We start from the raw sequence: 25,560 nt of genomic DNA on the forward strand, positions 1-25,560 counted from the left end.
CATTTAGGAGGAAAACATGATGAAGAACACCCTCTTTGCCAGTATCAAATTTTTACTAGTTAGTACCGTGCTATTTGGCGGTCTCTATACATTGTTGGTCACTGGAGTCGGACAAGTCTTTTTTGCCCATCAAGCCAACGGCAGTCAAATCGTGGAAGACGGAGCGATCAAAGGATCTGAGCTAATTGCGCAACCTTTTGACCAAGCAGGTTACTTCCAAGGGCGTGATCAAACCGTTTCACAATTGTCGCCCTATGATACGACCCAAAAAAAGACTGTAGCTGAGCGGACAGCGACGTTGCTGGCAGAAAACCCAACCCAAACCAGTGTGCCGATCGATCTCGTGACCGCTTCGGGTAGTGGCGTCGATCCTGATATCAGTGTCGAAGCGGCACTTTTTCAACTGCCGCGGATCGCTGACACAAGAGGCATCGATGAACAAATAATTCATGATATAATAAACAGGAATAAAGTAGCTGATCTGTTCTCCGCAAGAGAATACGTCAATATCATGACCTTGAATCAGCAGCTCGATCAATTACCCGAGGAATAGGGGGAAGCATCTATGAGTGAAAACAACCAGCAGACGATCCCAGAAGAGATACTGCTGCAAGCAGGCTTTGGACCTAAACGTGGCAAACTACGGGTGTTTTTCGGTTTTGCTGCCGGTGTCGGAAAAACCTATACGATGTTAACCGAAGCCCATGAGTGTTTGCTCATGGGCAAAAATGTGGTGATCGGCTATATCGAACCCCACAAACGTCCCGATACTAATCGATTGCTTGAAGGGTTACCACAAGTACCATTAAAGCAATACCAGCACAAGCAATTGACCCTTTATGAGCCAGATATCGATCGACTGATCCAACTAAAACCAGATATCGTCTTGATCGATGAGTTGGCACATACCAATCCCATTGGTGCGCGAAACAAAAAACGTTACCAAGATGTCGATGAACTATTGAATGCAGGAATCACCGTCTACACGACCATCAATGTCCAGCATATCGAAAGTCTGAATGATATCGTGGAAAAGGTCACGGAAGTGGAAGTCAGAGAAACGGTGCCTGACACCTTTTTCCAACACGCCAGTTTGCGGGTAGTGGATGTTGAACCAGACGAACTGATCGATCGATTGGAACAAGGAAAAATCTATGCTGATGAAAATGCCAAACGAGCGCTAAAAAACTTTTTTACGCCAGAAAAACTTGATCACTTACGTGGATTAGCGATCCAAAAAGCTTCCAATCATATCAATCAAATGAACGGCGGTCGAAAACGAGTCCAAAGCAAGCTTTTGACCATCATTGATGATCGCTTGCCGAAAATGGCAGAGAAATGCATTCGTTGGACCGCCCGCTTAGCCCAAGGAGTGGGTGCCGAATGGACGGTCATCCAAGTTCGATCGTTAGATGATACACCTACCGAAGTGCCATTGGCAGAGCGTTTGGGAGCAGAAGTCATCAACATCGAAGCGGATGACAGTTTTGAAACCATCGTAGAGTATGCCAAAATGACGGGTGCCAGTGACATTATCATGGGGAAACAGGTTTCTCAAAAGTGGTTCCAAAAATTGTTTGTCGAGGATTTAGAAGACCGCTTGATTCGCCGCCTTGATGACATTGAGATCCATTTGATTCCTTTTAAAGAAAAAATGCAGCGACCACGGCTGACATTTTCGCAATTATTTGAAGGCGGCGGTCGAGATTTCACCTTGACCTTTGGGCTGATCATGCTCGCCACCTTAGTGACAGAAGGCATGCAGTATCTGCATTTCGGCGAGCAGAACTTGATGCTGGTCTACATCTTTTTTGTTCTCTTAGTGGCCCGTTACACGAGTGGCTATCTATGGAGTGCCATGGCATCGATCATTAGTGTCCTTTCTTACAACTGGTTCTTTGTCGAACCCTTGTATTCCTTGACGGTCTATAAAGCAGGTTATCCAATCACATTAGTGATCATGCTGATCGTTGCCTTGATGATCAGTAACTTGATGGTTCGATTGAAGACCCAAGCAGAAAATGCCAAGGAAAAAGAGCATCAAATGGAGATATTGTATGAACTGAACAAACAATACATGGAAACGCGGAATGAGCAAGAAATCTATGAAAGTACGACCACCTATTTGGCACGCTTACTCCAGCGAGAAGTGGCGTTATATGACAGAGAAGGCCATTTAAGAAGTCTGCATTCTTCAAGAGAAACACTGTCTCAACTGACTGGCAAGGATGAGAAAGCCGTCGCTTTTTGGGTCGTGAAAAATCAAAAAGAAGCTGGTCGCGGCACAGATACTCTGATTGGTGCTAATGGGTTTTACTTGCCGATCGTTTTAAACGGCAAACCACTAGGCGCCCTTGGGGTAGAACGCAACGAGGAGCATCAGTTGGCCAATAGTCAATTGAATTACTTGCGCCTTGTGATCACCCAAATCGCGACCGTGTTGGAACAAGTCTCATTAGCGAGTGAGAAAGAACAGATCCAATTAGAAAACGAACGGGAAAAAGTCCGCAGCAATCTGCTGCGTGCGGTCTCCCATGACTTGCGGACCCCCTTGACGACAATTTCTGGCATTGCCGAAACATTGAGTGAAACCGAAGGCGTGATCAAAAAGGAAACGAAACAAAAGCTGCTAGGAGACATCCAAAGTGAATCCCAGTGGTTGATCCGCATGGTTGAAAACTTATTGTCGGTGACCCGTATCAACTTGACCAATATGGCGGTCAAGCGCAGTGAAGAACCAATCGAAGAAATTATCGAAGCGGTTTTGACACACCTAAAGAAAGTCTATCCGCAACAAAAAATCATCGTGAAGATGCCTGATCAGCTGATTTTTGTCCAAGTCGATCCCATCTTGATCGAACAAGCCTTGTTTAATTTGATTGAAAATGGGGTTCGCCATGGAACCGCCGATACACCGATTTTCTTGCGAGTTTCTCAAGAGCAAGAAGTGGTCATTGAAATCGAAAACCAAGGGGAGATCCCCTTAGGGCAATACCAAAAAATCCAAGCGAATTTGACCAATGACACCGAAGTGCCGGTGGATTCAAAAAATGGATTAGGTATCGGACTGAGTATCGTTAAAACCATCATCCATGCCCATGAAGGCAAATTGGCGATCGAAACGAAAGCAGGGAGTACGATCTTTCGTATTTATTTAAAGCAGTAAGGAGGGAGAACATGCAGCGACATTTTTTATTGATTGAAGATGATTCGAATATCGTTGATTTTATGGAAGTCGTCTTGCAAAGAGAGCATTACAACTTTACATCAGTCGGCACTGGCATGGAGGCATTGATGCTCTTGCAGGAAGAAACCATCGACTTCATCTTGCTGGATCTGGGCTTACCGGACATTGATGGTATGGAGCTGTTGAAAATCATCCGTAAGCGCATGAACACACCGATCATCGTGATCTCTGCTCGCAAAGATGAACAAGACAAAGTGCAAGCATTAGACCTCGGTGCCGATGATTATGTAACGAAGCCCTTCAGTACCAATGAGTTATTTGCCCGCATTCGCACGGCACTACGGCACAAGGAGACAACTGCCTTTAGCAGCAGCCCAATTCTTGTAAACAAGGAGTTAACGATCGATTTTGAAAAAAAAATCCTGTACAAGAATCAAAATGAGATCCATTTGACCAAAAACGAATACCGCATCATGGCAGTTATGTTCAAGAATTTAGGCAAAGTCGTCACTTACGATACCCTGACTAGCGAAGTCTGGGGACCTTTTGCAGCGGATGCACAAACTTTGCGAGTCAATATCTCAAACATTCGCAAAAAAATCGAAACCAATACGCTGCAGCCAGAATATTTGATCACTGAAATCGGCGTCGGGTATCGCTTGCGGGAGTATCCAGCAGAGTAGCGGTCGTCATAGGAAATAAGGAGGAAAAACGAGCAGCGGTTCTTTGGTCGCTGCTCGTTTCTATTTTTTGTTAATTGCGAAGAGACGTTGAACTGATTGCTTCTCCATAGATGATTTGAAACTGTGGGTAAACAAGTAGGTTGGTTGTTAACTAAAATTTCTTTTCATTCTGATCATTTTGTGTTTATATCATAGTATAAAGTAAAAAAGGAGAGTATTATGGCAGGAATTAGAGACGTCGCAAAACGAGCGGGTGTATCGATCGCAACTGTATCGAGGGTGCTCAATGAAGATCCTACGTTATCTGTCACGCAAGAAACAAAAAATAAGATCAACGAAGCCGTGGAATATTTTCACTATAGTAAGAAGAAAGTACCTGTGAAAAAGGCAATGAATATTGCAGTGGTATCCACTGTTTCGGAAGAAGCTGAATTAGAAGATCCCTATTTTCGGGCGATTCGTCGTGGCATTCAAGCACAAGCAGAACAAAATAAGTTTCGCATAAAAAAAACGTATTATATGTCTGAACACCCCGTTGCCATTGAGGAGCTAAGGGAGTATCAGGGAATCCTTGTCATTGGTCAAGTCTTGCCAACTTTTTTAGCAAAGATCGCAGCAGTCAATCCTCATATAGTCGTGATCGATGATCCTTCTTTGTCTTCAGAATGGGATGCGGTATATACGGATTTCTCTATAGCAGCAACCGAGCACTTAGAGCGTTTGTATAAAAAAGGGCATCGAAATATCGCTTTTATTGGGGGATATCGGGTACGTCTGGATGCATCCAGTGAGATACATCAATCGCCAGATGATATGCGGATGATCACTTATGTGTATTGGATGAAAGAAAAAGGATTGGAAGAATACATCAATGTCTACCTAGAAGGATGGAACACATTAGACGGTATCAAAGCCACTGAGCAATTGCTTGAACAATGCAAAGAGAGCCTTCCTTCAGCTATTATGGTCGCCAATGATTCGATTGCAGTTGGTACATATCGCTCCTTGCAAAAACGTGGGTATCGGATACCAGAAGATATTTCAGTAGTCAGTTTCAACAATATCGAAGTTGCAGAATTTTTGACCCCATCTTTAAGTACCGTTGCCATCGATATGGAAGAACTGGGAAAAATTGCTTTACGGATGGTAGAAGAGCGGATCAAAGGCATTCGTCAAGTACCTGTTAAAATCATGGTGGCCAGTAAGATGATCGTCAGAGAAAGTGAAAAAGAAAGAGATTAATGCTAAGAGTAAACACTGTAAAGTGTTTACTCTTTTTATTTTAGTTAAAAGGCATTGACAATCTGATTAGTAAACAGTATATTTGTTTTGTAAAAAGAAAACGGATACATAAAAAGAGCATGAATCATTTCAAGAAAGTGGCTCTAAATGGCAGGCTCGCTACTAGCGATTTGGCCCATAGTTGCTGTCTTTATCATTTTTCAACGTAAATTTATTGAAGGAATTGCCACTACTGGCGGTAAATTATAAAAGAATGGAGCAATAGAGAATGACAAAAATCACCTTTATTGGAGCAGGAAGCACTATTTTCGCTAAAAATGTTCTAGGAGATGCAATGTTGACCCCGAGCTTAGCAGATTCCCACATCGTCCTTTACGACATCGATGAGAAACGACTTCGTGAATCCGAGGCAATGTTAAAGACGATCAATAAAAATGCCAATCAAAACCGAGCAGAAATACAGGTCTATCATGACCGCAAAGAAGCACTAAGAGATGCCGACTTTGTAGTAAACGCCATTCAAGTTGGTGGCTACAAACCTTCCACCGTCATTGACTTTGAGATACCGAAGAAATATGGCTTACGTCAAACAATAGGTGACACGATGGGCATTGGCGGAATATTTCGGACGTTGCGTACGTTACCAGTCATGTTGGAATTTGCTCGAGAAATGGAGGAAGTTTGTCCAAATGCATGGTTGCTGAATTATACGAACCCGATGGCGATGCTGACGATGGGGGTATTGAAAGCAACATCCATCAAAACGGTTGGGCTTTGTCATAGTGTGCAAGTATGTGTTCCAGAATTATTCGAGTATTTAGGGATCAAAGAACAATATGATCTGGCTGACTTCCAGTGGAAAATTGCTGGGATCAATCATATGGCATTTTTATTGGAAATTACCAAAGATGGGGAAGATTTCTATCCAACGATCCGTCAGTTGGCTGAAGAGAAAGAAAATCCCCACCGTGATTCAGTCCGCTTTGAATTGATGAAACGTTTTGGCTATTATATTACAGAATCTAGTGAGCACAATGCCGAGTATCACCCTTATTTCATTAAATCAAAATACCCAGAATTGATCGACGATTTGGGGATTCCGTTGGATGAATATTTAACCCGTTGCGAAAATCAGATTCGCGATTGGGAAACGATGCGGGAGGATATCGTCGATAATGGCGATTTGACCCATAAGAGAAGTCGGGAATACGCCTCTTATATCATGGATGCCATCAAGACCGGCAATCCAACCGTTATTGCTGGAAATGTTTTGAATAAAGGCTTGATCACCAATTTACCAGAAGATGTCTGTGTGGAAGTTCCATGTTTGGTGGATAAGAACGGCATCCAACCAACCTACGTCGGCGCTTTACCAACGCAGCTTGCTGCATTGAACCGAACCAACATCAATGTGCAAGAATTGACTGTCGAAGCAGCGTTGACCCTTGAGAAAGACAAGATTTATCAAGCAGCATACCTCGATCCTCATTTATCATCAGAACTATCATTGGCAGACATTACCCAATTAGTCGACGATTTGATCGAAGCCCATGGGGATTATTTACCAGATTATCACTGATAAAAAAGGAAACTGGTTCACTCAAACGGTATCGAAAAAAATCCTTTGATTGGTATCGCGAAGTGATTGTCACCAATGGGGGAACCATTGGTTGAAATACCGCTAGTAAATAAAGAAAGCATTGCCGATCCAGCAAATGGAAGTCAATGCTTTTTGACGTTTAATGTATCCATTGATTCGACGGGTCAGCCGATCAGCGGTTATGGTCGTACGATTGATCAAAAGGGGAAAAAGAAGGTGAAAAAAAGCAGCATCAACGATGCCACTCCATGGTGTTTTCGATTTCATTGGTATCAGAGTCCAGTTGTTCAGAAACGATGGTAAAGTCATGTTTGAGATAAAACGCAATAGCAGCTGTATTTTTTTGGTAGACGTTCAGAGTCAGCTTCTCGTGTTCTGCTTGTACTTTTTGTAAAAGTTGCTTTCCAATGCCGTGGGCACGATAGTCTTTCAAAACGAAAATACCAGCGATATACTCATCCAACATCCCGATGAAGCCGACAGGCTGATCATCCACCGAATAGGTGTAGATAAGGGCATCGGCAAAGGCTTTTTTCACAAAGTCATAGTTATCTTGCCAATGGGCAGCTGAAATAAAGTCATGGGCTTCCAAATTGCTTTGCAGCCAAATCTGGGCGATAGTTTCTAATTCAGAATCGGTAAATTTGGTCACTTGTTGTATCATGAGAACCTCCTTTTTTTATTCAGTATAGCATAGGTCCACTGCTGATTACTGCAAATCGCGGCATTTTCGTAGGCAATCGGATAGGAGATGAACCGATTGATAAGTAACGAAGGTTAAATGGCGAAGAAAAGCAATCTTTTTCGTTGAAATATTCTAACAACTTTGTTTCAGCTAGATGTCAATTTCTTGCAGCCAGATGTTATTTGTGTGAAAACAGCCCCAAGAGTGACATCTTTCGGTATGCTAGAGAAAGCGATAAGACACATCTAGTTAAGGAGAAAAAATGAAAAAGACACTTTTGGTTGCAAGTTCACTTGTTTTGCTGACGCTGCCTGTCGTGACGGTATCCGCAGACAGCTTTGATCAGAAGATCCAGCAGCAAAATGAAAAAATCAATGACATAAAAAATGAATCCACCTCATTAGAATCACTGAAACGATCTACAGAGGCAGAGATTCAATCGATTGAAGGAGAAATCCAAGCAATCCTACAAAAGAAAACGGCGACGGAAGAAGAAGTCAATGCCTTGGCACAAGAGATCCAAGTCCTTGAAGAGAAAATCATCAAGCGCACAGAAGTACTGGCGAATCAAGCGCGTGACATTCAAACGTCGGAACCTTCCAATCGTTTGTTCCAAAAAATCGTTGATGCGGAATCCATCGGAGAAGCCATTCAACGGGCGATCGCTTCTGTAACGATCATGAATGCCAGCAACAGTATCGTCGAACAACAGCAAGAAGATATCGCAACGAGCCAGAAATTGGAAAAAGAGTTGCAGGAACAATTGGTTGCGATCGAAGAGCAGTCAAACGCATTGCAAGGAAAACAAGCGGAATTAGCTGATGTCAAATTGAATCAAGAAGTTGCACTAGCCGACCTTGCCTTGGCGTTGAACACCGAGGAAGAGAAAAAAGACCAATTGGAAGCAGACAAAGCAGAAGCACAACGGCAAAAAGAAGCAGCGTTGAAGCAACTGGCTGAGCAAGAAGCACAAGAAGCAAAAGCGCGCAAAGAAGCAGAAGAAGCAGCAAAACGTCAGCAAGCAGCAGAAGCCAAGTCAGCTGAAACCGCCGAAAGTCCTGCCGTTCAACAAGCAGCAGTGGCAGCAGCCCAGCCGAAGACGGAAGCCGCAGTGGCGCCAGAAACATCGGTGTCGTCAGAAAAAACTGCAGCTACGCCTGCACCTGTGCAGCAAGCAGCTGAGCCAAAGGAACAAGCAAGCACAGGTGGATGGCAAATGCCAGTCGATTCGGTTCATATTTCGAGTCGTTTTGGGTATCGAACAGATCCAACAGGTGCATCAGGAAATCAACATAATGGCATCGACTTTACTGGGGGGACAGGAACGCCGATCTATGCGATCCAAGCAGGCGAAGTCGTTGAAGCGGGCTATGGTCCGTCAACTGGTAACTATGTGATCATCAAACATGCCAATGGCGTTTACAGCTACTACATGCACTTTAGTACGCTGCCAGCTGTTTCGGTCGGACAAAGCGTCTCAGCTAGACAATATGTTGGCGGTATGGGAACGACTGGAAATTCAACTGGCGTCCATCTACATTTAGGGATGTCAACAAGCTTATGGTCAGGATTCTTTGATCCGGCGCCAGAATTAGGCTTATAATAGTCAGAAAAACCGCAGAAGCGAACCAGCTTCTGCGGTTTTTAAGTTGCTCATTTTTTACGAAGTCTCGATTGGCTCAGCGCCAAAAGCGGGTCATCTCCGCTTTGTCTTTCAGGTTGAAAGCGATCATGTCCTCAATCAATGCTTGATCGATCGGCTCAGTCCACCTGATGCGAAAAATGTTATCCGTATGGCTGTAGCCAGCTTTTTCGATAGCATCGGCAAACTGTTCAAGACACTTGGTTTCAGGGGAGACAGAAAAATGCGGTTTTGAAACGCTGAAACCGATAATAAAGGTCTCATGGGCGGTAAACATCGGCTGATTCCACTTGATGACTGGAACGAGGTCAGGAAATTTCTTGGTAATAGCGGCAAATAAGGCACGCAGTTTTTCTTGCTTTACTGGATCTTCAATGCTGGTTAAGTAAGTTTCTAATACATCCATTGGGAGGATCTCCTTTCGTTTTAAGGAACGAGTACAGGGAATGTCGATCACTAAAAATAACGCGTGTTCGAAATCAAACATTTTGTTACTTAGAGTGTACTGTAAAGTTAGCAAGTTTACAAACCTGTTGCCTTGTTTGGGGGATAAAGCCTTCAGGAACAAACACTGTTTGCAAAAACGAATGCTAAAAATAACTTTTTTCTACTCGAACTAAAGCCAAGAGTCAGGAACATTCCCTCGCTATCCTGCAAGGTTCCTTGAGATTCGCTTAACTTTTCAGAAATAACGAATGAAAAAGCAGATTATTTTCAGAGAACACTTTCAAAAAGAAATCGGTTGCATTCAACAAGAATTCTGCTAGAATATAACTTGTTCGAACAAGTTGTTGAGCGAAAGCAAAACGAAAGGAGGAGGACTTGTGACCAAAAGGAAACCGGTAACCCAAGCAGCCAAGAAAGAATATGCAAACAAAAGTATGCGGTTTAATCGTTTTTTGCTTTTTCGTTATATGACTGCGATCTTTTTCTTTGTCAATCTTTATTGGACCCTATTGAGTCTGTCTCAATGGACATGGGCTGGTTTGATTCCCATTGCCTTATTGATCGTTGATGGACTTATACTTATTGAACAAACTCAAAAATATTGGCAGCAATCGAATCGTTTACTGGTGACAAAGATCGGTTATTGGCTCCAATTCGGCGTCAATCTCATTGCAATTTTTGGTATTTTGATCGGGCAGCAAGCAACGTTGATTCCTTTTATGAATCAATCGGGTAGAGGGATCTTACTTGCTTTGTTTTCTGTCGGCATGATGGCGTGTTTGTTCATTCAGCGTAAAGCGTGGTTGATCGAGCATGACCGCGACAAATATTTCACGTATTTGACTACATTTGAAACTCAAGGAGGAACAGTCAATGGATTCAGAAAATAACAAAATGTTTGCCTTCTTGGACCGCTACTTAATGGGTCCAATGGGGAAAATCTCACAATTACGGATCGTTCGTGGGGTCATGGCAGCCGGGATGGCGTCGATTCCTTTCACTATCGTAGGATCAATGTTCTTGATCATCAGCGTTTTGCCACAAAGTTTTCCTGTATTAGAGGGTATTTGGAGTGCGTCATTCGATAAAATCCAAAATCTTTACATGTTAGGTAATACCGCAACAATGGGGATTTTAGCACTTTACTTCTGTGTCGTGTTTGGTTACGAGTACACGAAAATCCAAGCGCAAGAAGAGAAAATCGTTCTTAGCCCAGTCAATGGAGCATTACTTTCTATGATGGCGTTCTTTATGTGCTTGCCACAATTAGTTTTTGAAGGCGGTATGGCAACACTAGTCAATGTGATTTCTGATGACCAAAAAATCATCGATGGCTGGGAAATGGCTGGCGGCGTTACTCGTTTAGGAACAACTGGGATCTTTACAGCGATTATCATGGCGATCATTGCCGTAAAAATTTATGCGTTCTGTGTGAAACGCAATATTGTCATTAAAATGCCTGACACAGTGCCAACAGGAGTATCTTCCTCTTTTACGGCATTGATTCCAACGGCACTGACTTCATTAGCTGTGATCGTTATCAATGGTGCATTAGTCGCAATGGGCACAGATATTTTCAAAGTCATTGCGATTCCGTTTAGTTTCGTGACGCAATTGACCAGTACCTGGATCGGACTGCTTGTTATCTACTTCTTCATGCATGCACTATGGATCGTCGGTATTCATGGGGCAACGATCGTGACCTCATTCTTGACGCCAATCGTGTTGTCAAATATGGTGGAAAACCAAAATGGTGCCAACATTGCCTTTGCGGGTGAATTTAACAACAGTTTTGTTACGATCGGTGGTTCAGGAGCGACGTTAGGAATGGTGATTTTCATCGCCTTCTTTGCAAAATCAGCGCAGTTAAGTGCTTTAGGAAAAGCAGCGATCGTGCCATCCTTCTTTAATATCAATGAACCGATTTTATTCGGGATGCCAGTGGTATACAACCCGTACACAGCGATCCCATTCTTCTTAGCACCAATGGCTTCAATGTCCGTTGCTTATTTTGGCATCAACTTAGGCTTTGTTAACCCACCGATTGCTCAAGTAGCGTGGCCGACCCCAATTGGATTATCTGGCTTTATTGGTTCAGGTGGTGACTGGCGTGCCTTTGTCTTAGCAATCATCTGTGCAGTCGTTGCTTTCTTGATTTGGTTTCCATTCATCAAAATGTATGATGGCAAATTATACAAGGACGAACAAGCAAACGCAACGAAGGCATAATCAATCTGTTTTTTTGATAAGCCGGCTATGAAAAATAGCTGGCTTTTTTTACGCCAAAGATGATAATAGTAGTAGAGAATCCGAAGGAAAGGAGTAGGCAAATGACGAAACTCAGTATTGAAGACTTAGCAGCGGAATTGATCAGAAAGATCGAAGCGGGTGACATAGGAAATGAGCAGGGGAAGATGCCTAGTGAACGAGAGCTTTTGGCGATTTATCCCGTTTCTCGTTATACGTTACGTCAAGCCCTCAATAAATTGAGCAAGATGGGCTGGATCTACCAGATGCAAGGCCGCGGCTCGTATATTCGCTTTCAAAACAACCAAAAACCGGCCATTGAACAAGGTGATCTTGGCTTCAATGAAGACTTGACACGGGGCGAGAAAAACATTCGAACGGTCAAAGCCTCAAAGCGGCTGGTCAAAGTATCAGAGGCGCTGTTTCTTCCAAGTCAAAAACAATTTGCGAAAGATCAACACTTTATCGAAGTCCAACGTTTTCGCACATTAGATGACAAACCCTATTTGATTGAACGTTCCTATTATATACCTGAAATCGTGGGGGAGATCTCCGAAACAATGATGGAGGGGTCGATGTTCCAAGCTTTGGCAGAAGAAAAACAACTGACAGTCGCCTTCATCGACAAGTTCATCCAAAGCAAACCGCTATCACAGGAACAAGCAGCGTTTTTTCATCTAGAAGAAGGCATGCCCGCACTGATTGTAAGGGATGATAGTTACTTAAAAAATGGCGAACTATTGGCATTTTCGATGATTCATTATGATTATCGGATGGCAACCTTGTATATGCACAAAAAGATAATACTTTAAGTTATTAACAATGCAAATCGACTAAAAACGATGGCAAGCATGGTCTTTGTTCCCCTCGTTTTTTCGTGCTAGACTAAAATTATCAGCAGCTTTTAGCAACTGGCAGCTAAACGTTAAGAATTTAGGGTCTAAAACGAGGAAAAGAAAGGACGTGCCGCAATGGCAACAACAGCCAAAGAAACCAAAGTACATGATGTATTTGAATCGATCGCTTCCCGTTATGATCGAATGAACGGTATTATCTCCTTTCAGCTGCACAAACGGTGGCGCAAGGATACCATGAAACGAATGGCAGTACCAATGGGTGCTGAGATATTAGATTTATGCTGCGGTACCGGGGATTGGGCGTTTGCGTTGAATGAAGCGGTCGGTCCGACGGGGCAAGTGACCGGCGTTGATTTTAGCGAAGAAATGTTAACGGTTGCCAAAGAAAAGGCACAGAAAAAGCAACAAACGCAGATCCAGTGGCAGACCGGCAATGCGATGGCATTAAGCTTTCCACACGAGCACTTTGATTATGTGACGATCGGGTTCGGGTTGAGAAATGTCGCGGATCGCCAACAAGTCTTGGCAGAGATCCATCGGGTGTTGCGCCCAGGTGGGAAAATCGTTTGTCTCGAAACATCACAGCCCACACTGATCGGCTGGCGGCAACTGTTTACTTTTTATTTTCACCATGTCATGCCGTTATTTGGCAAACTGTTCGCCAAAAGCTATCAAGAATATTCCTGGCTGCAGGAGTCTGCACGGGATTTTCCTGACAGGGAGGCATTGAAACGAGAATTTCAGGCAGCTGGCTTTGATGTGCTGCAAGTCAAAAGCTATGCAGGAGGTGCGGCGGCGATGCATCTAGGGGTCAAACCCTAAAATTGTCTTCCCTTTGTCCGAAAAAAACGAGAAAAATGAAAGAGACCATCATGCCCTTTATGGCTTGGTGGTCTCTTTGCGTTGAGCAATTCAGAGTGTGATTGTTATTTTTTTTTTGGGTTTAAAACAATGTTGGTGTATAACCCAATGGTCACCACGTAATAAATGGCGTAGAGGGCGATAAAGATGCCAAAAGGTAGCCATAGGTCATGGTACGGATCGATCATCAAGGTGGTGAACATTTTTAGACCGAACAAGACATGGATCATTCCTAAGATACCAGGAACTAGGAAGAGCACGCCGATCTCTTTGCGGATCGAGCTTTTCAGTAAACGCGTGCGGGTACCGATTTTTTTCAGCATCGTGTAACGTTGAATGTCGCTGTTTGCCCCTGAAAGAATTTTGAACATCAGGCAGCTTGCTAACATCGTCAAGAAGGCGATACCCAGGAAGAAGCCCATAAATTCAAAACCAGAGAAAATCCCGTTATAGCTGTCGTAGGCGAAGACCCGTTGTGAGAAATTCATATCGGCGGTTTCTGAAGAATTTGCGTCTTGATTTGCTTGCGCCAAATCACGCAACGCATCGTAGCTTGCTTGGAAGTCTTTGACTTGTACCATTCGCAAGCTAGTTTCCGGCGCATTGACTGCACCAAAAGCGGTTTGATCCACGACTTGGATCTCCTTACCTCGTTGTTCTGGTAAGAGGTAGCTACGCAATTGGTCTTGGGCGGTCAGATCAGAAGCTAATTGATCGCCAGTCAGCTTGTTGTAAGTGACATCGACACTCATCTGATCCATACTGGAGCTGAGCAAGTTGTTTTCGTTGAATTGTTCCTTCACGTAATAAATGGTGTCATCTGTTTCTTTCATGCTGTAGGTCACATCAAGGGTCGGGTTTAACGCATTGACTTTTTCGTCAGAGGCGTTTTGGGCATTGTTCAAATACAAGTCATAAGGGGCAACAGTTTTTGCTAGGATAGGGATCTCGTTTTTAAAGCCAAGACCAACCGTCAAGGCACCTAATGCTAGAGCAAAAAGCATCGCCACCATCGAAAGCATCTGGGTATACTCACGAATCCGAAAGCTTAATTGCGACAAGGTGAAATTGTTTAACTTTTTCAACGCGATCGTATCGTTCTTCTTTAATAGGGATAAAAGAGCGATGATCACCGAACGAAAGACGAGGTATGTGCCAAGAACGATCGTGACAAGGGCGATGCCGATCCCGATCAATTGGAAGGTCATCAAATCGCTCATCATATAATAGCCGATGGCTAAGGAACAAAGACCTAAAATGGTTTGCAAGAAGAGCAAGAATGGCCGTTGTTTGACTTGTGCCGGCGTGCTTGTTTCTCGTAATAATGCTAAAATCGATTTTTTGGCAATTGCCCGTGCATTGAAGATGGCAGCAATCAAAAAGAGAACCGAGAAGAAGACGACGGTTACGATCAATGCTTCGGGACTAAATGCTGCATAATGGGAGATCTGCAAGTTTAATTGATTGACTAGCAAAGTATTGACACCACTTGCTAAGCCGATCCCTAAGATCGAGCCGACTGCGGTGGCAACGATACCTACCATAAAGGTTTCGATAAAAATCATTTGGGCGATCTTTCGTCCTTTGGCTCCTAACATCATAAACATGGCATAGTCCTTTTGGCGCATCGCCATCAAGAAAGAATTGGCGTATAAGATGTAGGCAAAGGTAATGATCCCTAAGAGGACCGAGCCAAAACGAAAGACGAAGACCACCATACTGATGATCGAGTTGCTTTTTAAAAAGGCTTCATTGCTCGCCATTGATTCGAACATATAAAAGATGGCTGAAGCCATGACTAGACCAGAAAAGAGGACGATATAATCCTTCAACCGAGCTTTGATCCCGGTAAGTGATAGTTTCCAAAGCATGTGTTCTTCCTCCTTATTGTTCCAAGTTTCCTAGAATGACAAGGATCTGGCGGTAAAACGCTTCGCGGCTTTGATCCTCACGTTTGACTTCTTGATGGATCTTTCCGTCCTTGATAAATAAAATACGTTGGCAATAGCTGGTAGAAAGGGGATCATGAGTGACCAATAAAATCGATACTTGGTCATTGGTATTCAAGTCGTCCATCATATTCAATAAGTCTTTCGCACTTTTTGAATCCAAGGCACCTGTCGGTTCATCCGCAAAAAGGATCGTTGGTTCCGTGATCAAGGCTCGCGCGGCTGCCACCCGTTGCTTTTGACCACCAGAGATCGCTGCTGGATATTTGTCGAGAATATGTGTGATGGACAAGCGTTCTGCGACTTGTTTGATCCGTTGTTGGATGATCTTTGGTTTGACTCCTTGTAAAGACAACGGGACAGCGATGTTTTCTGAAGCCGTTAAGTTTTCTAATAGATTGAAGTCTTGGAAAATAAAGCCGATTTCACGGCTGCGGAAATCTGCCAAGGCATCGCCTTTTAGTTTGGTGATATCGCTATTGTTGATGCGAATGGCACCTTTTGTCGGATGATCCAACGTTGAAAGAATGTTGAGTAGGGTGGATTTCCCTGAACCAGAAGCCCCCATGATTCCAATGAATTCGCCTTTTTCAATATCAAAGCTGATGCCTTTTAAGGCTTCGGTTTGTTTTTCGTTGGCTTTTCCGTATACTTTGGTCAGTTCATTTGCTTGAATAATTTTTTCCATCGTTGCGTTACGCTCCTTTTAATTGGGTTAATGCTTTGGCTGGGATGTCTTTTTCTTTGACCTCTTCATAGCCAGTTACCCCTTTTTTTTCGTTCCAAGTAAGCTTCAAATAGGCTTCTTTGCGCAATGGTCGTTCTTGGAAACCGTTGAAATCAAGGGTTTTGCTTTTGCCGTTCTCATCATACCCTGGAAATTCGTAATGGTATTGAGTATAGACATTCCCATTGTCATCCTTAGAATTCGTCTTTTCACCATCTGTGGTGATTTGGACATAGTAGCTGTCGCCGCCCATGATGACGGTTTGTGCGACTTGCAATGCGCCGAACCCTATGAGGAGGAGCGCTGCAAGTCCAATCAGAAGTTTTTTCATCTATCGGTCACCTCATTTTTTATTATGATGAAAGTATAACGCTGGTTTTCTGAAAAGTAGTGTGAAAAATCTATCAATAAACTTTCAATCTTGTCACGACAAACGAACAAAAAACGTTTCTAAAGGGTGAAGGTCACCGCTTAGAAACGTTTTTTGCGTAGGGCTTTTCAATTGTATTTTTTGCGAAATAGTTCAACGATTAGTTGGCCCTCGTCATACATAATGGCGGCTTCGTCGATCATTAATCCTAATAGATAGTAATCTTTTTCTTCATGGATCGTTTGATGACCGCCTAACAGCTCCACATAATAATTTTCTAACGTGCTATCTCTTGGTGTGTTGAGCATGTCGATAAAGTGTTCTAAATCAGTGGGCTGCTCTGGAAATTGACCTTGCACAACTGCTTTAAACCCCTCTGCTTCAAAGGCCATCTCACTTATTATCTTTTGACAGTCATGGGACAAAAAGTAGGTGACCACTTCATCGACGATTCGCCGTGCCCGTTCTTTTTCAATCATTTTCTTCTCCGCCTTCTGATTTGCTGGTATTCATCTAACAATGGTACCATTGCTGCCGCGACAAATCCACTGGAAAAGCCATTATTGTATAAGTTCAATCCTCCATGTAAATAGGTGATATTTGTGACCAAGGCTGCATGGACCACCCCAGCGATTACGCCAGCAACTGGACCATAATACCCACTGATGGGGGCTAGACTGGTGCCGAAGATCGCTGTCAGCAATAAACTGAAGGTCGAGACATCAGAGGTCAAACCGACCTTGGTTGCTAAAACCACCCCAATCATGACAGGCAAACTATTTCTCCAGTGATTCCCGAAAGCACTGAAACCAATCACGGTCAGTATTGCGCCTAAAAGGGGACCAGATAGTTCGCCTTGTAAGAAGAAGACAAAGAACAGCATCAACATCCCCATCATCGCCATGTTCATCATCGTGACCCCAAGGGAAAAAATCGTGACATAGTCCGTCATTAATTTCCCTGACGTTTGAAAAAGCTCAGGCAAGCCTTTGAGGGATCGCTGATTTAGAAGATAACCGATAAGAAACATGGCAAGACAAAGAATGAGCAAGAACCCAGTCAGATAATAGTGATACTCCGTCGTCAACTGTTTGTTTGAATAGACTTCCAAGTCGAACAGCCGTAAAAAACTCGTGAAAAACATAGTGATGATGCCAGCAGCAAACCCGATATTATACAAAGAAAAACCTTGGTGGAATTGTAAAAATTGAGCTGCTAGAGGAGGGAGCGCCAAACCGATCAATAGACCGATCCCATAACCAAAAGCGATCCCGACTGGTAAAGGCAACCCTAAACCGAATGCTAAGTAACTGATGACCGGCGAGGCGGCACTGCCAAATAAGGCAACTAGTGAATATTGTGTAGCGGGGCGTTGCTGTATGTAAGAATATAAATAGACACCAAGTGGAATGGGAATCGAGTTAAAGATGTTTTTTCCAAAAAAAGAAAAGCCAGATATGGTAAAAAAAGCAGCGATCATTGGTCCACTAATAATCGTTCCTTGCTTTTTCGCAAGGAGGATACTGATCAATGTCAATAAGCCACTGTTTAAAAAGGCGCTTCCAAGATTGCCGATCGCAAAATAATCAGAAATCAAATTGCTGGGGGCATTTAAGATTGCCAGCGAGCCTTGCCACAAAGCTTGAGGAGGGGAAGCAACCAAGCCAATGAGGATCAAGACGATGCTATACGCCAAAAGCAAGCGCTGGGTTAAGAGCTGTGAGATAGGTGCAAAGGGTTTCGATTTTGTTTGTAAGAAAACTCGTTTATCTGCCATAGTTTCATTGAACGCTCCTTTTTTTCATAGTATCACACCTTTTAGCGACAAAAAAGTATTTTTTGACAGTTTTAAGTAGCAGGACGACGAGAGAAATGAGAACCAAAAAAGGGAGAAAAAGAAAAATTTAAGAAAATGCGAATAAAAATAACGGCGATGTATCAAGGAGAATCGCCCTTTTTTCAATAATTTCATCAATCGGTGAAATTATTGACAGAAAGAATTTTACGAAAATTGTTATAATTTAGTTAATCTCGTTCAGATTTTCTAATAAAAAAGCCATTTTAAGATAAAAAAAACTGTTTGCTTGGTTTTTTTATTCGAAGATCGAGTGATCACTGAATCACGAGGAAGGGATTTAAATAAGGAGGAAGAGTATGAAGAAAACGAAGTTTGGCATGATTACTTTATTGGCAGCGCTTGTTTTAGGGGCTTGCGGACAAAGTAACGAAGGTGGAACAGGTTCGACAGATACACAAGAATCATCAACTGAGGCAGCTGGATTTGATATCAATGATTTGCAGCTTGCAGTTGAAAATAACGATGAAGTGATCGATGGGGGCGTCTTAGATGTTGCGGTAGTAACAGATACGCAATTCCAAGGGTTGTTTCAATGGGAGTTTTATCAAGATGCTTATGACCGTGACTTCATGTTACCAAGCCATGAATATTTGTTCCTACAAGATGAAGATTTCCGAATTGTGAATGGTGGACCAGCTGATTTAGAATTAGATGTCGATAATAACAAGGCAACGATCACTTTGCGTGAGGACTTGAAGTGGTCTGATGGGGTCGATGTAACGGCTGAAGACGTGATCTTCTCTTATGAAGTCATCGGACATCAAGACTATGATGGCGTTCGTTACAACAATGATTTTACAAATATCGTTGGTATGGAAGAATACCACAGCGGCGAAGCTGATACGATCTCGGGGATCACAGCAGTCAGTGACAAAGTCGTTGAAATCGAGTTTAAAGAAATGCATCCAGGTATGCAGCAATCCGGTGGAGCGATCTGGAACTCTGCACTAGCGAAACATGCCTTTGAAGGCATTGAAGTGGCAGATATGCCTTCAAGTGATCCCGTTCGAACCAATCCAATCGGTTTTGGTCCATACAAAATGAGTAATATCGTACCAGGTGAGACGGTGGAATATGTACCGAATGAACATTACTATGGCGATACACCAACCTTAGAAAAAATCGTGATGCGTAACGTCCCTTCGGCTTCAATCAATGAAGCGTTAAACGCGAAGCAATACGATTTAGTCTTAAAAATGCCAACAGATACCTTTGATACGTATCAAAACATGGATGGCTACCAAATGTTAGGTCGTCCAGAACAATCTTATACGTATCTTGGCTTTAATTTAGGTTCATGGAATGATGAAACAAACAGTGTTGATTTTGATCCAAATGCAAAAATGGCGAACAAAGCATTGCGTCAAGCAATGGGCTATGCCATCGACAATGATGCGATCGGTGAGCGTTTCTATCACGGCTTGCGTTCAAATGCTTCAACATTGATCCCACCTGTTTATGGTACGTTGCACAACAGCGATGCAAAAGGATACCATTTAGATATGGAGAAAGCAAACCAACTTCTAAATGACGCTGGCTTTATCGATGTGGATGGCGATGGCTTCCGAGAAGATCCAGATGGCAACAAATTGACCATCAACTTTGCGTCAATGTCTGGTGGGGAAGTTGCCCAACCACTGGCGGATTACTATGTTCAACAATGGCAAGAAATCGGTTTAGATGTTCAATATTCAACAGGTCGTTTGATCGATTTCCAAGCCTTCTACGACAAGCTGAAAAACGATGATCCAGATATCGATGTCTTCCAAGCTGCTTGGTCTACTGGTTCAGATCCATCACCAACCAGCTTATGGGGACCAAATTCAGCATTTAACTACACTCGTTTTGAGTCAGATGAAAATACTGAATTGTTAGCTGCGATCGATTCAATCGATTCCTTTGATGAAGCAACACGGAAGGCTGCTTTTGATGCATGGCAAGAATATGCGATTGAAGAAGCTTTTGCGATCCCAACGTTGTATCGGAATCAAATCTTACCGATCTCTGATCGTGTCGCAAACTTTACCTGGGCATTTGACGCCGATCATAACCCATGGGCAACCATCGGTGTGACTTCAGAATCTCGTTAATCGGTTAGTAAATTACACAAATGAATCGGCAGCAGCGTGTTCGTTGCTTTTGCCAAGCAAAATCAGTTAGGATTAAAACCTAACTGGTTTTTTCTTGGTCCATGTAGACGGAAGAAGCAAGTCGCATGTTGAACCCTTCATTTTGAGCGGCTGTTTCGTGGGCGGGTTGGAGTGACATTGACGAAAAAGCTGAGCTCCGTTGGAAGATCAGCTTTTTTTGTTAGATAACATTACATAAATGTCCATTTAATAAGCGGCTAAATCGCACGATTGGTAACAGCAGCAAGCAACTGTTGGAGATCGTTTTTATGGTTCTGGTAACCGGCTTGTTCAATAACGACTAAGGTGTTTTTTAGAATCTCTTTGTTCAACTGAGCGGATTGCAAATACGAGTAAATTTCCTGATACAGCACTTGATGGATTTTCAAATAAAAATAGAGGGGTGTATTGGGGAGCGGTTCAGACATGAGCAGAAACTTGTTTAGTAGATAGGCATCTTTATTTTCGCTGGCAAAGGCACAGCCGTTTAAGATCACGACACTTAACAGATTTGCATAAAATGGATCATTGGCGTAGTGAAGAATTTTTTTGATCCCATGATCTAAGTAATAACTGATCGTTTCTTGGTCAAAAATAAATAACAAATTTGAGAATAAATTTAACTCAAAGCGCCCCCAGGTTTCGATATCAAACAAGTATTGCTTTACCAGTTCGACTTCTTGGGTGTAAGCTCCTTGATTCATCAGAAATGATTCACGGTTGAGCAGCAGCAATCCTTGGACATACAAAGAATAATAGAAAAAATTTTGTGTCTCAAAGTAGCGTTTTTCCAGGCTAGTCAAGTAGTCGAGAGTCAGTGTTCGCTCATAGTAACGGGTATAGAAATCTTGCACCAGCTGACGTTTCTGATCCGTGACTTCGCTGTCGATCAACAGACTGAACTCATGAACCGTGATATTCATTTTGTCTAAGTAGTCAAATAGGGTTTGTGATGAGAGGTTTGTTTTACGATTTTCGAATGAAGAAAGGGTGGTGCGTGAGGAAATACCTTCGGCAAGCTTGGCTTGCGAGATTTTGCGATCTGTGCGCAGTTTTTTGATTAAAGAGCCTTGCTGTTTCATGGGGGACCTCCTTAATTGTGACGCATTTCTGAACAATGTGATTTTAATAACATGTTATCAAATATAATAAGGTATAGCAAATAATAAAGGAGGTAGTTTTTCATGGAATTTGAACCATTCGGCCCTTGGGAAATCAACCCATTTAAAAACTAGTACTGCCTTTTCTGCGAAACCTTATCGTTGACCTTTCAATGATAAGTCTTGTGACTGTTTCCTTTATGATAGGAACAGCATATTCCTCGCTCTCTGCGGTTTTTATCGCAGGATCGAGCAACATCTTGAAGAATCGAAAGGTTATTTGATTGCTTCCCCCTCTCAAAGACACCTTTTCGTTTGTGGAAGTCATGAAGCACATGAATCGCTAAAAGCGGTCAGTCACATTGAATGTCTGTCATGCACCAGACCTTCCCCAATTCTTTGTGATTGATCGTTTTTTGTAAAGCATCATCCTTCTAGCTATGACCGTAATGTACGAAGATTACGGTTTTTTTTTGTTGTGTGCTATTGGATAAAATCTGCAAGAGTTGTCACAGAGGGTTTATACAGAAAAACCCCTCACTATCAGTAAGAAAACTACGAGCAAATAAGAGTGAAACGAAGCCGAAAACGAAAAAAGAAAAACGTTTGCAAAAGAAGTGTTGACATTTTTTCTCAGAATGAGTACTATTATCTCAACGGAACATGAGAGTGTTCTCATTACTGGATTCGTTACTGTTCGGCAGGCAAGACCAGAGGAAAAAAGTGCGTTGATTACCCAAAGTTTCTTGGGTTGTACACTTTTTTGCTTTGGTCTTCTTTTTTTGCTCCATTATTTCTAATAGCTAAAAAAAGAACCGGTTCCAAGGTAAGGTCCAGTCATTGATCAGCAAAGGAGGGGAGAAGTAAAACGCAATGAACTGCCAGTTAGGTTTGACGATAGCCTGCAGCACTGTCTGGAGCAGTCAATCACCTCGTCACTTAACGGCACATCAGAGAAAGAAAAAAATACAAGACCTTCTGCATAGACGTCAAAGGATGCAACGTTTTTACGGGCTATGCTGATCAAGGAGGATCGTTCGTGAAGATTATCAAGAGGATCAACAACAATGTTGTACTTTCAAAAGAAGATGAAGTTGAAGTGATCCTAATGGGAAAAGGGATCGGCTTTCAAACGAAACCGGGTGACCCGATTCCAGCTGAGCGAATCGAAAAAAAATACTATCCAGAAGATGATTTGACAGTGGAACATATGTCGAAAGTCATGACGAAGGCTGACGAAAAACAAATGGCCGTCATTTATGAAATCGTGCGTCTTTTTCGGGATAGTGTTGGAACCGATTTCAATCCAAATGTTTATTTCACACTGATGGATCATATCTTGTTTGCCATCAGTCGCCAAAAGCAAGAAATTGTTTTGACCAATCCCATGCATTGGGAAATCAAGAAAATCTATGCCAAGGAATATGCGGTCAGTGTCCAAGCGGTCGAGTTGATCCGCAAAGAGCTGTATCCCGATTTTTCACAAGAAGAAGCTGCGTTTATCACTTTGCATTTCGTCAATGCGCAAATTGAAAAAAGCGCCAATCAAAGTGCTTATGAGCACACCGAGTTGACGAACAATATTTTACGGATCGTTAAGTACAGCATGAACATCGAGTTTGATGAGAATTCTTCTTACTTCCAACGGTTCGTGACCCACATTCGCTATTATTTAATTCGACAAAGTCAAGAAAAAGAAGAGCCAGTATTGGCAAATCCAATGATTGCCTTGGCCTTCAGCAGCTATCCAAAAGAAAAAGAAACCGCAGATTCGATCAAAGAATACTTATTTGAACAAAAGGGCTGGCATGTCAACGATATGGAATTGATGTATTTGATTCTGCATATCGGTAACTTAGCCGCTCACTCAAAATTAACCTAAGAATGGAAATGGATTCGTTACAGTTCGGCTGGCAAGACCTGCACTTTCTTACAATACTAGATGAGGAAACCCGTCACTCTTTTTTTAGGGGATCTCTCATGCTTGTTTATTGTAGAAATGGCTGGTCTTTTTATTTTTATTAAATGACCAATAAAAAAGGAGCAATCAAAATGGCAAAATATACTGAATTAGCGCAAGACATTTTGGCCCACGTTGGTGGCAAAGAAAATGTCTCATCTGTAAAACACTGTGTGACTCGCTTACGGTTCCACTTAAAAGACGAAAGCAAAGCGGACACTGATTATTTGCAAAAACGTGACGGTGTCGTGACCGTCGTCAAAGCAGGCGGACAATACCAAGTCGTTATCGGCAATCATGTGCCAGATGTTTACGATGAAGTGTTGAAAGTCGGCGGATTAGCCGATGGCGGCAGTCTTGATATCGATGAAGGCGACGGGCAAAAAGGCAGCTTGTTTGACCGCTTTATCGATGTTATCTCAAGCCTGTTCCAACCGTTCTTAGGCCCATTAGCGGCAGCTGGTATCTTAAAAGGGATCACGGCGTTGCTGGCAGCAACTGGGATGGAAGCGACCAATGGTATCTATGTAGTAATGAATACTCTAGGCGATGGTTTGTTCCAATACTTACCAATGATCTTAGCCGTCACTGCAGCGAAGAAATTCAAGATGAATACCTATACAGCATTAGCGATCGCAGGGGCGATGGTCTATCCTGGCTTAGCAGAAAGCGTGGCTGAAGCGAGCAAAGTCTTCGGTCTAACCTTGACCTTGCCAGCAGGCGGCTACTTCAACAGCGTATTGCCAATTATTTTAGCGATTTTTGTCGCTTCAAAAATTGAACAGTTTATGCGCAAAGTCACACCTGACGTAGTCAAAATGTTTGTGGTTCCGTTTGTAACGATTTTGATCACTGTGCCGTTGACCTTCTTTGTGGTCGGTCCAGTCGCAAATACAGCCTCTAGCTGGATCGGTGTTGCTTTCCAAGCGGTGTACGATTTCAGCCCAATTATTTACGGCTTTGCTTTAGGGGCATTATGGCAAGTATTAGTTATGTTTGGTCTTCACTGGGGTCTTGTGCCATTGGCGATCATGGATATGGCGCAAAACGGCTCTTCGATTATTTTGACCGCAGCAGTGCTACCATGTTTCACGCAAACGGGTGTGTTAGCAGCGATTTGGTTGAAAACGAAAGAACCAAAAGTCAAACAAGGCGCAATGCCAGCTTTGATCTCATCAATCTTCGGTGTGACTGAACCTGCGATCTACGGGTACACGTTGCCAATGAAAACACCATTTATCGTTTCTTGTTTAGTTTCAGGTTTCGTCGGTATCTACTTGTCAATCTTTAACGTCACTGGTTATGCAATGGGTGGTATGGGGATCTTCTTGTATCCTGCATATATCGATCCAGCAACAGGCAGCTTCCATAGTGTGATCCACTTGGCGATCGGTACAGTGATTGCGATCGTAGCGTCATTTATCATCATGATGTTGTTGAAAGTACCAACATTGTATACAACTGTTGATTCACCAGTCGACGGTCAAGCAACACCAGCAGCGCCAGCGCCAGAAGCAAAAACTGTTTCTGCCAGCGTCAAAGATGAAACAGTCAAAAGCCCAGTAACTGGTCAAGTGGTTGCTTTAGCAGATGTGGAAGACAAAGTCTTTTCTTCAGGTGCTATGGGAAAAGGGATCGCAGTTGAACCAGCGATCGGTGAAATCACTGCGCCAGCAGATGCAGAAGTCAAAATCTTGTTTCCAACAAAACATGCCATCGGTTTAGTGACAGAAGATGGAACAGAACTATTGATCCACATCGGCATGAATACGGTAGAACTTGAAGGCAATCACTTTACTGCCTACATCAACCAAGGAGACAAAGTCAAAGCTGGTCAAAAATTGATTTCTTTTGATACAGAGGCGATTCGTGCGGAAGGCTATTCCTTGCTGACACCAGTCATCGTCACGAACTCTAACGACTACAGTGACATCCAAACGACACAGTCAAAAGAAGTAACAGCGCAGGATGATTTGATCGAAGTCGTAAAATAAATGCGTTTAACGGCACGTCGCA

General features: G+C 42.8%; 21 protein-coding genes and 1 pseudogene. 14 read left to right on the forward strand and 8 right to left on the reverse strand.

Going from position 1 to position 25,560, the window contains the following annotated elements:
• Positions 1 to 16 precede the first annotated feature (16 nt).
• The 6 genes and pseudogenes from IGK14_RS05540 to IGK14_RS05565 all read left to right on the forward strand — a co-directional run bounded on the left by IGK14_RS05540 (position 17) and on the right by IGK14_RS05565 (position 6,691).
• Entirely contained in the window at positions 17 to 553 is a 537-nt protein-coding gene (locus tag IGK14_RS05540) for a potassium-transporting ATPase subunit C (protein WP_010747903.1), read from the forward strand.
• A 12-nt stretch (positions 554 to 565) separates the two neighbouring features.
• Positions 566 to 3,166, forward strand: a complete 2,601-nt coding sequence (locus tag IGK14_RS05545) for a sensor histidine kinase (protein WP_142962722.1) — start codon at positions 566 to 568, stop codon at positions 3,164 to 3,166.
• Positions 3,167 to 3,177: 11 nt separating this feature from the next.
• A complete protein-coding gene (locus tag IGK14_RS05550) occupies positions 3,178 to 3,870 on the forward strand; it encodes a response regulator transcription factor (RefSeq protein ID WP_010747905.1) in 693 nt (230 codons plus the stop codon).
• Positions 3,871 to 4,089: 219 nt separating this feature from the next.
• Positions 4,090 to 5,112: a LacI family DNA-binding transcriptional regulator gene (locus IGK14_RS05555; RefSeq protein ID WP_010747906.1), complete on the forward strand. Its 1,023-nt coding sequence runs from the start codon at positions 4,090 to 4,092 to the stop codon at positions 5,110 to 5,112.
• A gap of 147 nt (positions 5,113 to 5,259) precedes the next feature.
• Positions 5,260 to 5,361, forward strand: a pseudogene (locus IGK14_RS05560) (carbohydrate ABC transporter permease); the annotation flags it as partial.
• 19 nt (positions 5,362 to 5,380) lie between these two features.
• On the forward strand, positions 5,381 to 6,691 hold the full coding sequence (locus tag IGK14_RS05565; protein WP_010747907.1) for an alpha-glucosidase/alpha-galactosidase: 1,311 nt from the start codon (positions 5,381 to 5,383) through the stop codon (positions 6,689 to 6,691).
• Positions 6,692 to 6,944: 253 nt separating this feature from the next.
• Here IGK14_RS05565 and IGK14_RS05570 read toward each other — a convergent pair whose 3' ends face one another.
• On the reverse strand, positions 6,945 to 7,376 hold the full coding sequence (locus tag IGK14_RS05570) for a GNAT family N-acetyltransferase (protein ID WP_010747908.1): 432 nt from the start codon (positions 7,374 to 7,376) through the stop codon (positions 6,945 to 6,947).
• A 283-nt stretch (positions 7,377 to 7,659) separates the two neighbouring features.
• On the opposite strand from IGK14_RS05570, the gene IGK14_RS05575 reads away from it, so the two are divergent.
• The gene (locus tag IGK14_RS05575) at positions 7,660 to 9,000 is read left to right on the forward strand and encodes a peptidoglycan DD-metalloendopeptidase family protein (protein ID WP_010747909.1); all 1,341 of its coding nucleotides are present in this window, start codon (positions 7,660 to 7,662) and stop codon (positions 8,998 to 9,000) included.
• A gap of 76 nt (positions 9,001 to 9,076) precedes the next feature.
• Here the strand turns inward: IGK14_RS05575 and IGK14_RS05580 are convergent, their stop codons facing one another.
• On the reverse strand, positions 9,077 to 9,445 hold the full coding sequence (locus tag IGK14_RS05580; protein WP_081116761.1) for an iron chaperone: 369 nt from the start codon (positions 9,443 to 9,445) through the stop codon (positions 9,077 to 9,079).
• Between the two features lie 418 nt (positions 9,446 to 9,863).
• Between IGK14_RS05580 and IGK14_RS05585 the strand changes: the two genes are divergently transcribed.
• From IGK14_RS05585 to IGK14_RS05600, 4 genes are all read left to right on the forward strand, one after another.
• Positions 9,864 to 10,376 carry a hypothetical protein gene (locus IGK14_RS05585; protein ID WP_015509419.1) on the forward strand — a complete coding sequence of 171 codons (513 nt, stop codon included), beginning with the start codon at positions 9,864 to 9,866 and terminating at the stop codon, positions 10,374 to 10,376.
• Positions 10,360 to 11,715 (forward strand): PTS cellobiose transporter subunit IIC, encoded by a 1,356-nt coding sequence (gene celB / locus IGK14_RS05590; RefSeq protein WP_081116760.1) that lies wholly within the window; start codon positions 10,360 to 10,362, stop codon positions 11,713 to 11,715. Before IGK14_RS05585 ends, celB begins: the two co-directional genes overlap by 17 nt.
• Positions 11,716 to 11,816: 101 nt before the next feature.
• Positions 11,817 to 12,545: a GntR family transcriptional regulator gene (locus IGK14_RS05595; protein ID WP_081116759.1), complete on the forward strand. Its 729-nt coding sequence runs from the start codon at positions 11,817 to 11,819 to the stop codon at positions 12,543 to 12,545.
• A gap of 159 nt (positions 12,546 to 12,704) precedes the next feature.
• Positions 12,705 to 13,412: a demethylmenaquinone methyltransferase gene (locus IGK14_RS05600; RefSeq protein ID WP_086292111.1), complete on the forward strand. Its 708-nt coding sequence runs from the start codon at positions 12,705 to 12,707 to the stop codon at positions 13,410 to 13,412.
• A 104-nt stretch (positions 13,413 to 13,516) separates the two neighbouring features.
• Here IGK14_RS05600 and IGK14_RS05605 read toward each other — a convergent pair whose 3' ends face one another.
• From IGK14_RS05605 to IGK14_RS05625, 5 genes are all read right to left on the reverse strand, one after another.
• A complete protein-coding gene (locus tag IGK14_RS05605; protein WP_142962719.1) occupies positions 13,517 to 15,322 on the reverse strand; it encodes an ABC transporter permease in 1,806 nt (601 codons plus the stop codon).
• Between the two features lie 13 nt (positions 15,323 to 15,335).
• A complete protein-coding gene (locus IGK14_RS05610; RefSeq protein ID WP_142962718.1) occupies positions 15,336 to 16,088 on the reverse strand; it encodes an ABC transporter ATP-binding protein in 753 nt (250 codons plus the stop codon).
• A gap of 7 nt (positions 16,089 to 16,095) precedes the next feature.
• The gene (locus tag IGK14_RS05615; protein ID WP_438711820.1) at positions 16,096 to 16,458 is read right to left on the reverse strand and encodes a YxeA family protein; all 363 of its coding nucleotides are present in this window, start codon (positions 16,456 to 16,458) and stop codon (positions 16,096 to 16,098) included.
• Between the two features lie 167 nt (positions 16,459 to 16,625).
• Positions 16,626 to 16,976 carry a hypothetical protein gene (locus tag IGK14_RS05620; protein ID WP_081116755.1) on the reverse strand — a complete coding sequence of 117 codons (351 nt, stop codon included), beginning with the start codon at positions 16,974 to 16,976 and terminating at the stop codon, positions 16,626 to 16,628.
• Positions 16,973 to 18,274, reverse strand: coding sequence for a DUF1576 domain-containing protein (locus tag IGK14_RS05625; protein ID WP_081116754.1), 1,302 nt, complete (start codon positions 18,272 to 18,274; stop codon positions 16,973 to 16,975). Before IGK14_RS05625 ends, IGK14_RS05620 begins: the two co-directional genes overlap by 4 nt.
• 377 nt (positions 18,275 to 18,651) lie before the next feature.
• Here IGK14_RS05625 and IGK14_RS05630 point away from each other — a divergent pair, with 377 nt between their 5' ends.
• Entirely contained in the window at positions 18,652 to 20,445 is a 1,794-nt protein-coding gene (locus tag IGK14_RS05630) for an oligopeptide ABC transporter substrate-binding protein (protein WP_081116753.1), read from the forward strand.
• A gap of 257 nt (positions 20,446 to 20,702) precedes the next feature.
• On the opposite strand, the gene IGK14_RS05635 is transcribed toward IGK14_RS05630, so the two are convergent.
• A complete protein-coding gene (locus IGK14_RS05635) occupies positions 20,703 to 21,566 on the reverse strand; it encodes a helix-turn-helix domain-containing protein (RefSeq protein ID WP_142962717.1) in 864 nt (287 codons plus the stop codon).
• Between the two features lie 1,057 nt (positions 21,567 to 22,623).
• On the opposite strand from IGK14_RS05635, the gene IGK14_RS05640 reads away from it, so the two are divergent.
• Positions 22,624 to 23,466: a PRD domain-containing protein gene (locus IGK14_RS05640; RefSeq protein WP_005225677.1), complete on the forward strand. Its 843-nt coding sequence runs from the start codon at positions 22,624 to 22,626 to the stop codon at positions 23,464 to 23,466.
• Between the two features lie 170 nt (positions 23,467 to 23,636).
• Positions 23,637 to 25,538: a beta-glucoside-specific PTS transporter subunit IIABC gene (locus tag IGK14_RS05645; protein WP_010747921.1), complete on the forward strand. Its 1,902-nt coding sequence runs from the start codon at positions 23,637 to 23,639 to the stop codon at positions 25,536 to 25,538.
• The last annotated feature ends 22 nt before the right edge of the window (positions 25,539 to 25,560 follow it).

Origin of the sequence: Enterococcus sp. DIV0970a, from assembly GCF_051711265.1 — a bacterium.
In the GTDB taxonomy this organism is placed as follows: Bacteria; Bacillota; Bacilli; order Lactobacillales; family Enterococcaceae; genus Enterococcus_D; species Enterococcus_D casseliflavus.

Bases quoted from the DNA above. Each gene is read 5' to 3' on its own strand.
- IGK14_RS05550 (WP_010747905.1), top strand. From the start codon at position 3,178: ATGCAGCGACATTTTTTATTGATTGAAGATGATTCGAATATCGTTGAT.
- IGK14_RS05555 (WP_010747906.1), top strand. From the start codon at position 4,090: ATGGCAGGAATTAGAGACGTCGCAAAACGAGCGGGTGTATCGATCGCA.
- IGK14_RS05545 (WP_142962722.1), top strand. From the start codon at position 566: ATGAGTGAAAACAACCAGCAGACGATCCCAGAAGAGATACTGCTGCAA.
- IGK14_RS05625 (WP_081116754.1), bottom strand. From the start codon at position 18,274: ATGGCAGATAAACGAGTTTTCTTACAAACAAAATCGAAACCCTTTGCA.
- IGK14_RS05605 (WP_142962719.1), bottom strand. From the start codon at position 15,322: ATGCTTTGGAAACTATCACTTACCGGGATCAAAGCTCGGTTGAAGGAT.
- IGK14_RS05645 (WP_010747921.1), top strand. From the start codon at position 23,637: ATGGCAAAATATACTGAATTAGCGCAAGACATTTTGGCCCACGTTGGT.
- celB (WP_081116760.1), top strand. From the start codon at position 10,360: ATGGATTCAGAAAATAACAAAATGTTTGCCTTCTTGGACCGCTACTTA.
- IGK14_RS05615 (WP_438711820.1), bottom strand. From the start codon at position 16,458: ATGAAAAAACTTCTGATTGGACTTGCAGCGCTCCTCCTCATAGGGTTC.
- IGK14_RS05575 (WP_010747909.1), top strand. From the start codon at position 7,660: ATGAAAAAGACACTTTTGGTTGCAAGTTCACTTGTTTTGCTGACGCTG.
- IGK14_RS05595 (WP_081116759.1), top strand. From the start codon at position 11,817: ATGACGAAACTCAGTATTGAAGACTTAGCAGCGGAATTGATCAGAAAG.
- IGK14_RS05620 (WP_081116755.1), bottom strand. From the start codon at position 16,976: ATGATTGAAAAAGAACGGGCACGGCGAATCGTCGATGAAGTGGTCACC.
- IGK14_RS05580 (WP_081116761.1), bottom strand. From the start codon at position 9,445: ATGGATGTATTAGAAACTTACTTAACCAGCATTGAAGATCCAGTAAAG.
- IGK14_RS05540 (WP_010747903.1), top strand. From the start codon at position 17: ATGATGAAGAACACCCTCTTTGCCAGTATCAAATTTTTACTAGTTAGT.
- IGK14_RS05565 (WP_010747907.1), top strand. From the start codon at position 5,381: ATGACAAAAATCACCTTTATTGGAGCAGGAAGCACTATTTTCGCTAAA.
- IGK14_RS05600 (WP_086292111.1), top strand. From the start codon at position 12,705: ATGGCAACAACAGCCAAAGAAACCAAAGTACATGATGTATTTGAATCG.
- IGK14_RS05610 (WP_142962718.1), bottom strand. From the start codon at position 16,088: ATGGAAAAAATTATTCAAGCAAATGAACTGACCAAAGTATACGGAAAA.
- IGK14_RS05570 (WP_010747908.1), bottom strand. From the start codon at position 7,376: ATGATACAACAAGTGACCAAATTTACCGATTCTGAATTAGAAACTATC.
- IGK14_RS05630 (WP_081116753.1), top strand. From the start codon at position 18,652: ATGAAGAAAACGAAGTTTGGCATGATTACTTTATTGGCAGCGCTTGTT.
- IGK14_RS05635 (WP_142962717.1), bottom strand. From the start codon at position 21,566: ATGAAACAGCAAGGCTCTTTAATCAAAAAACTGCGCACAGATCGCAAA.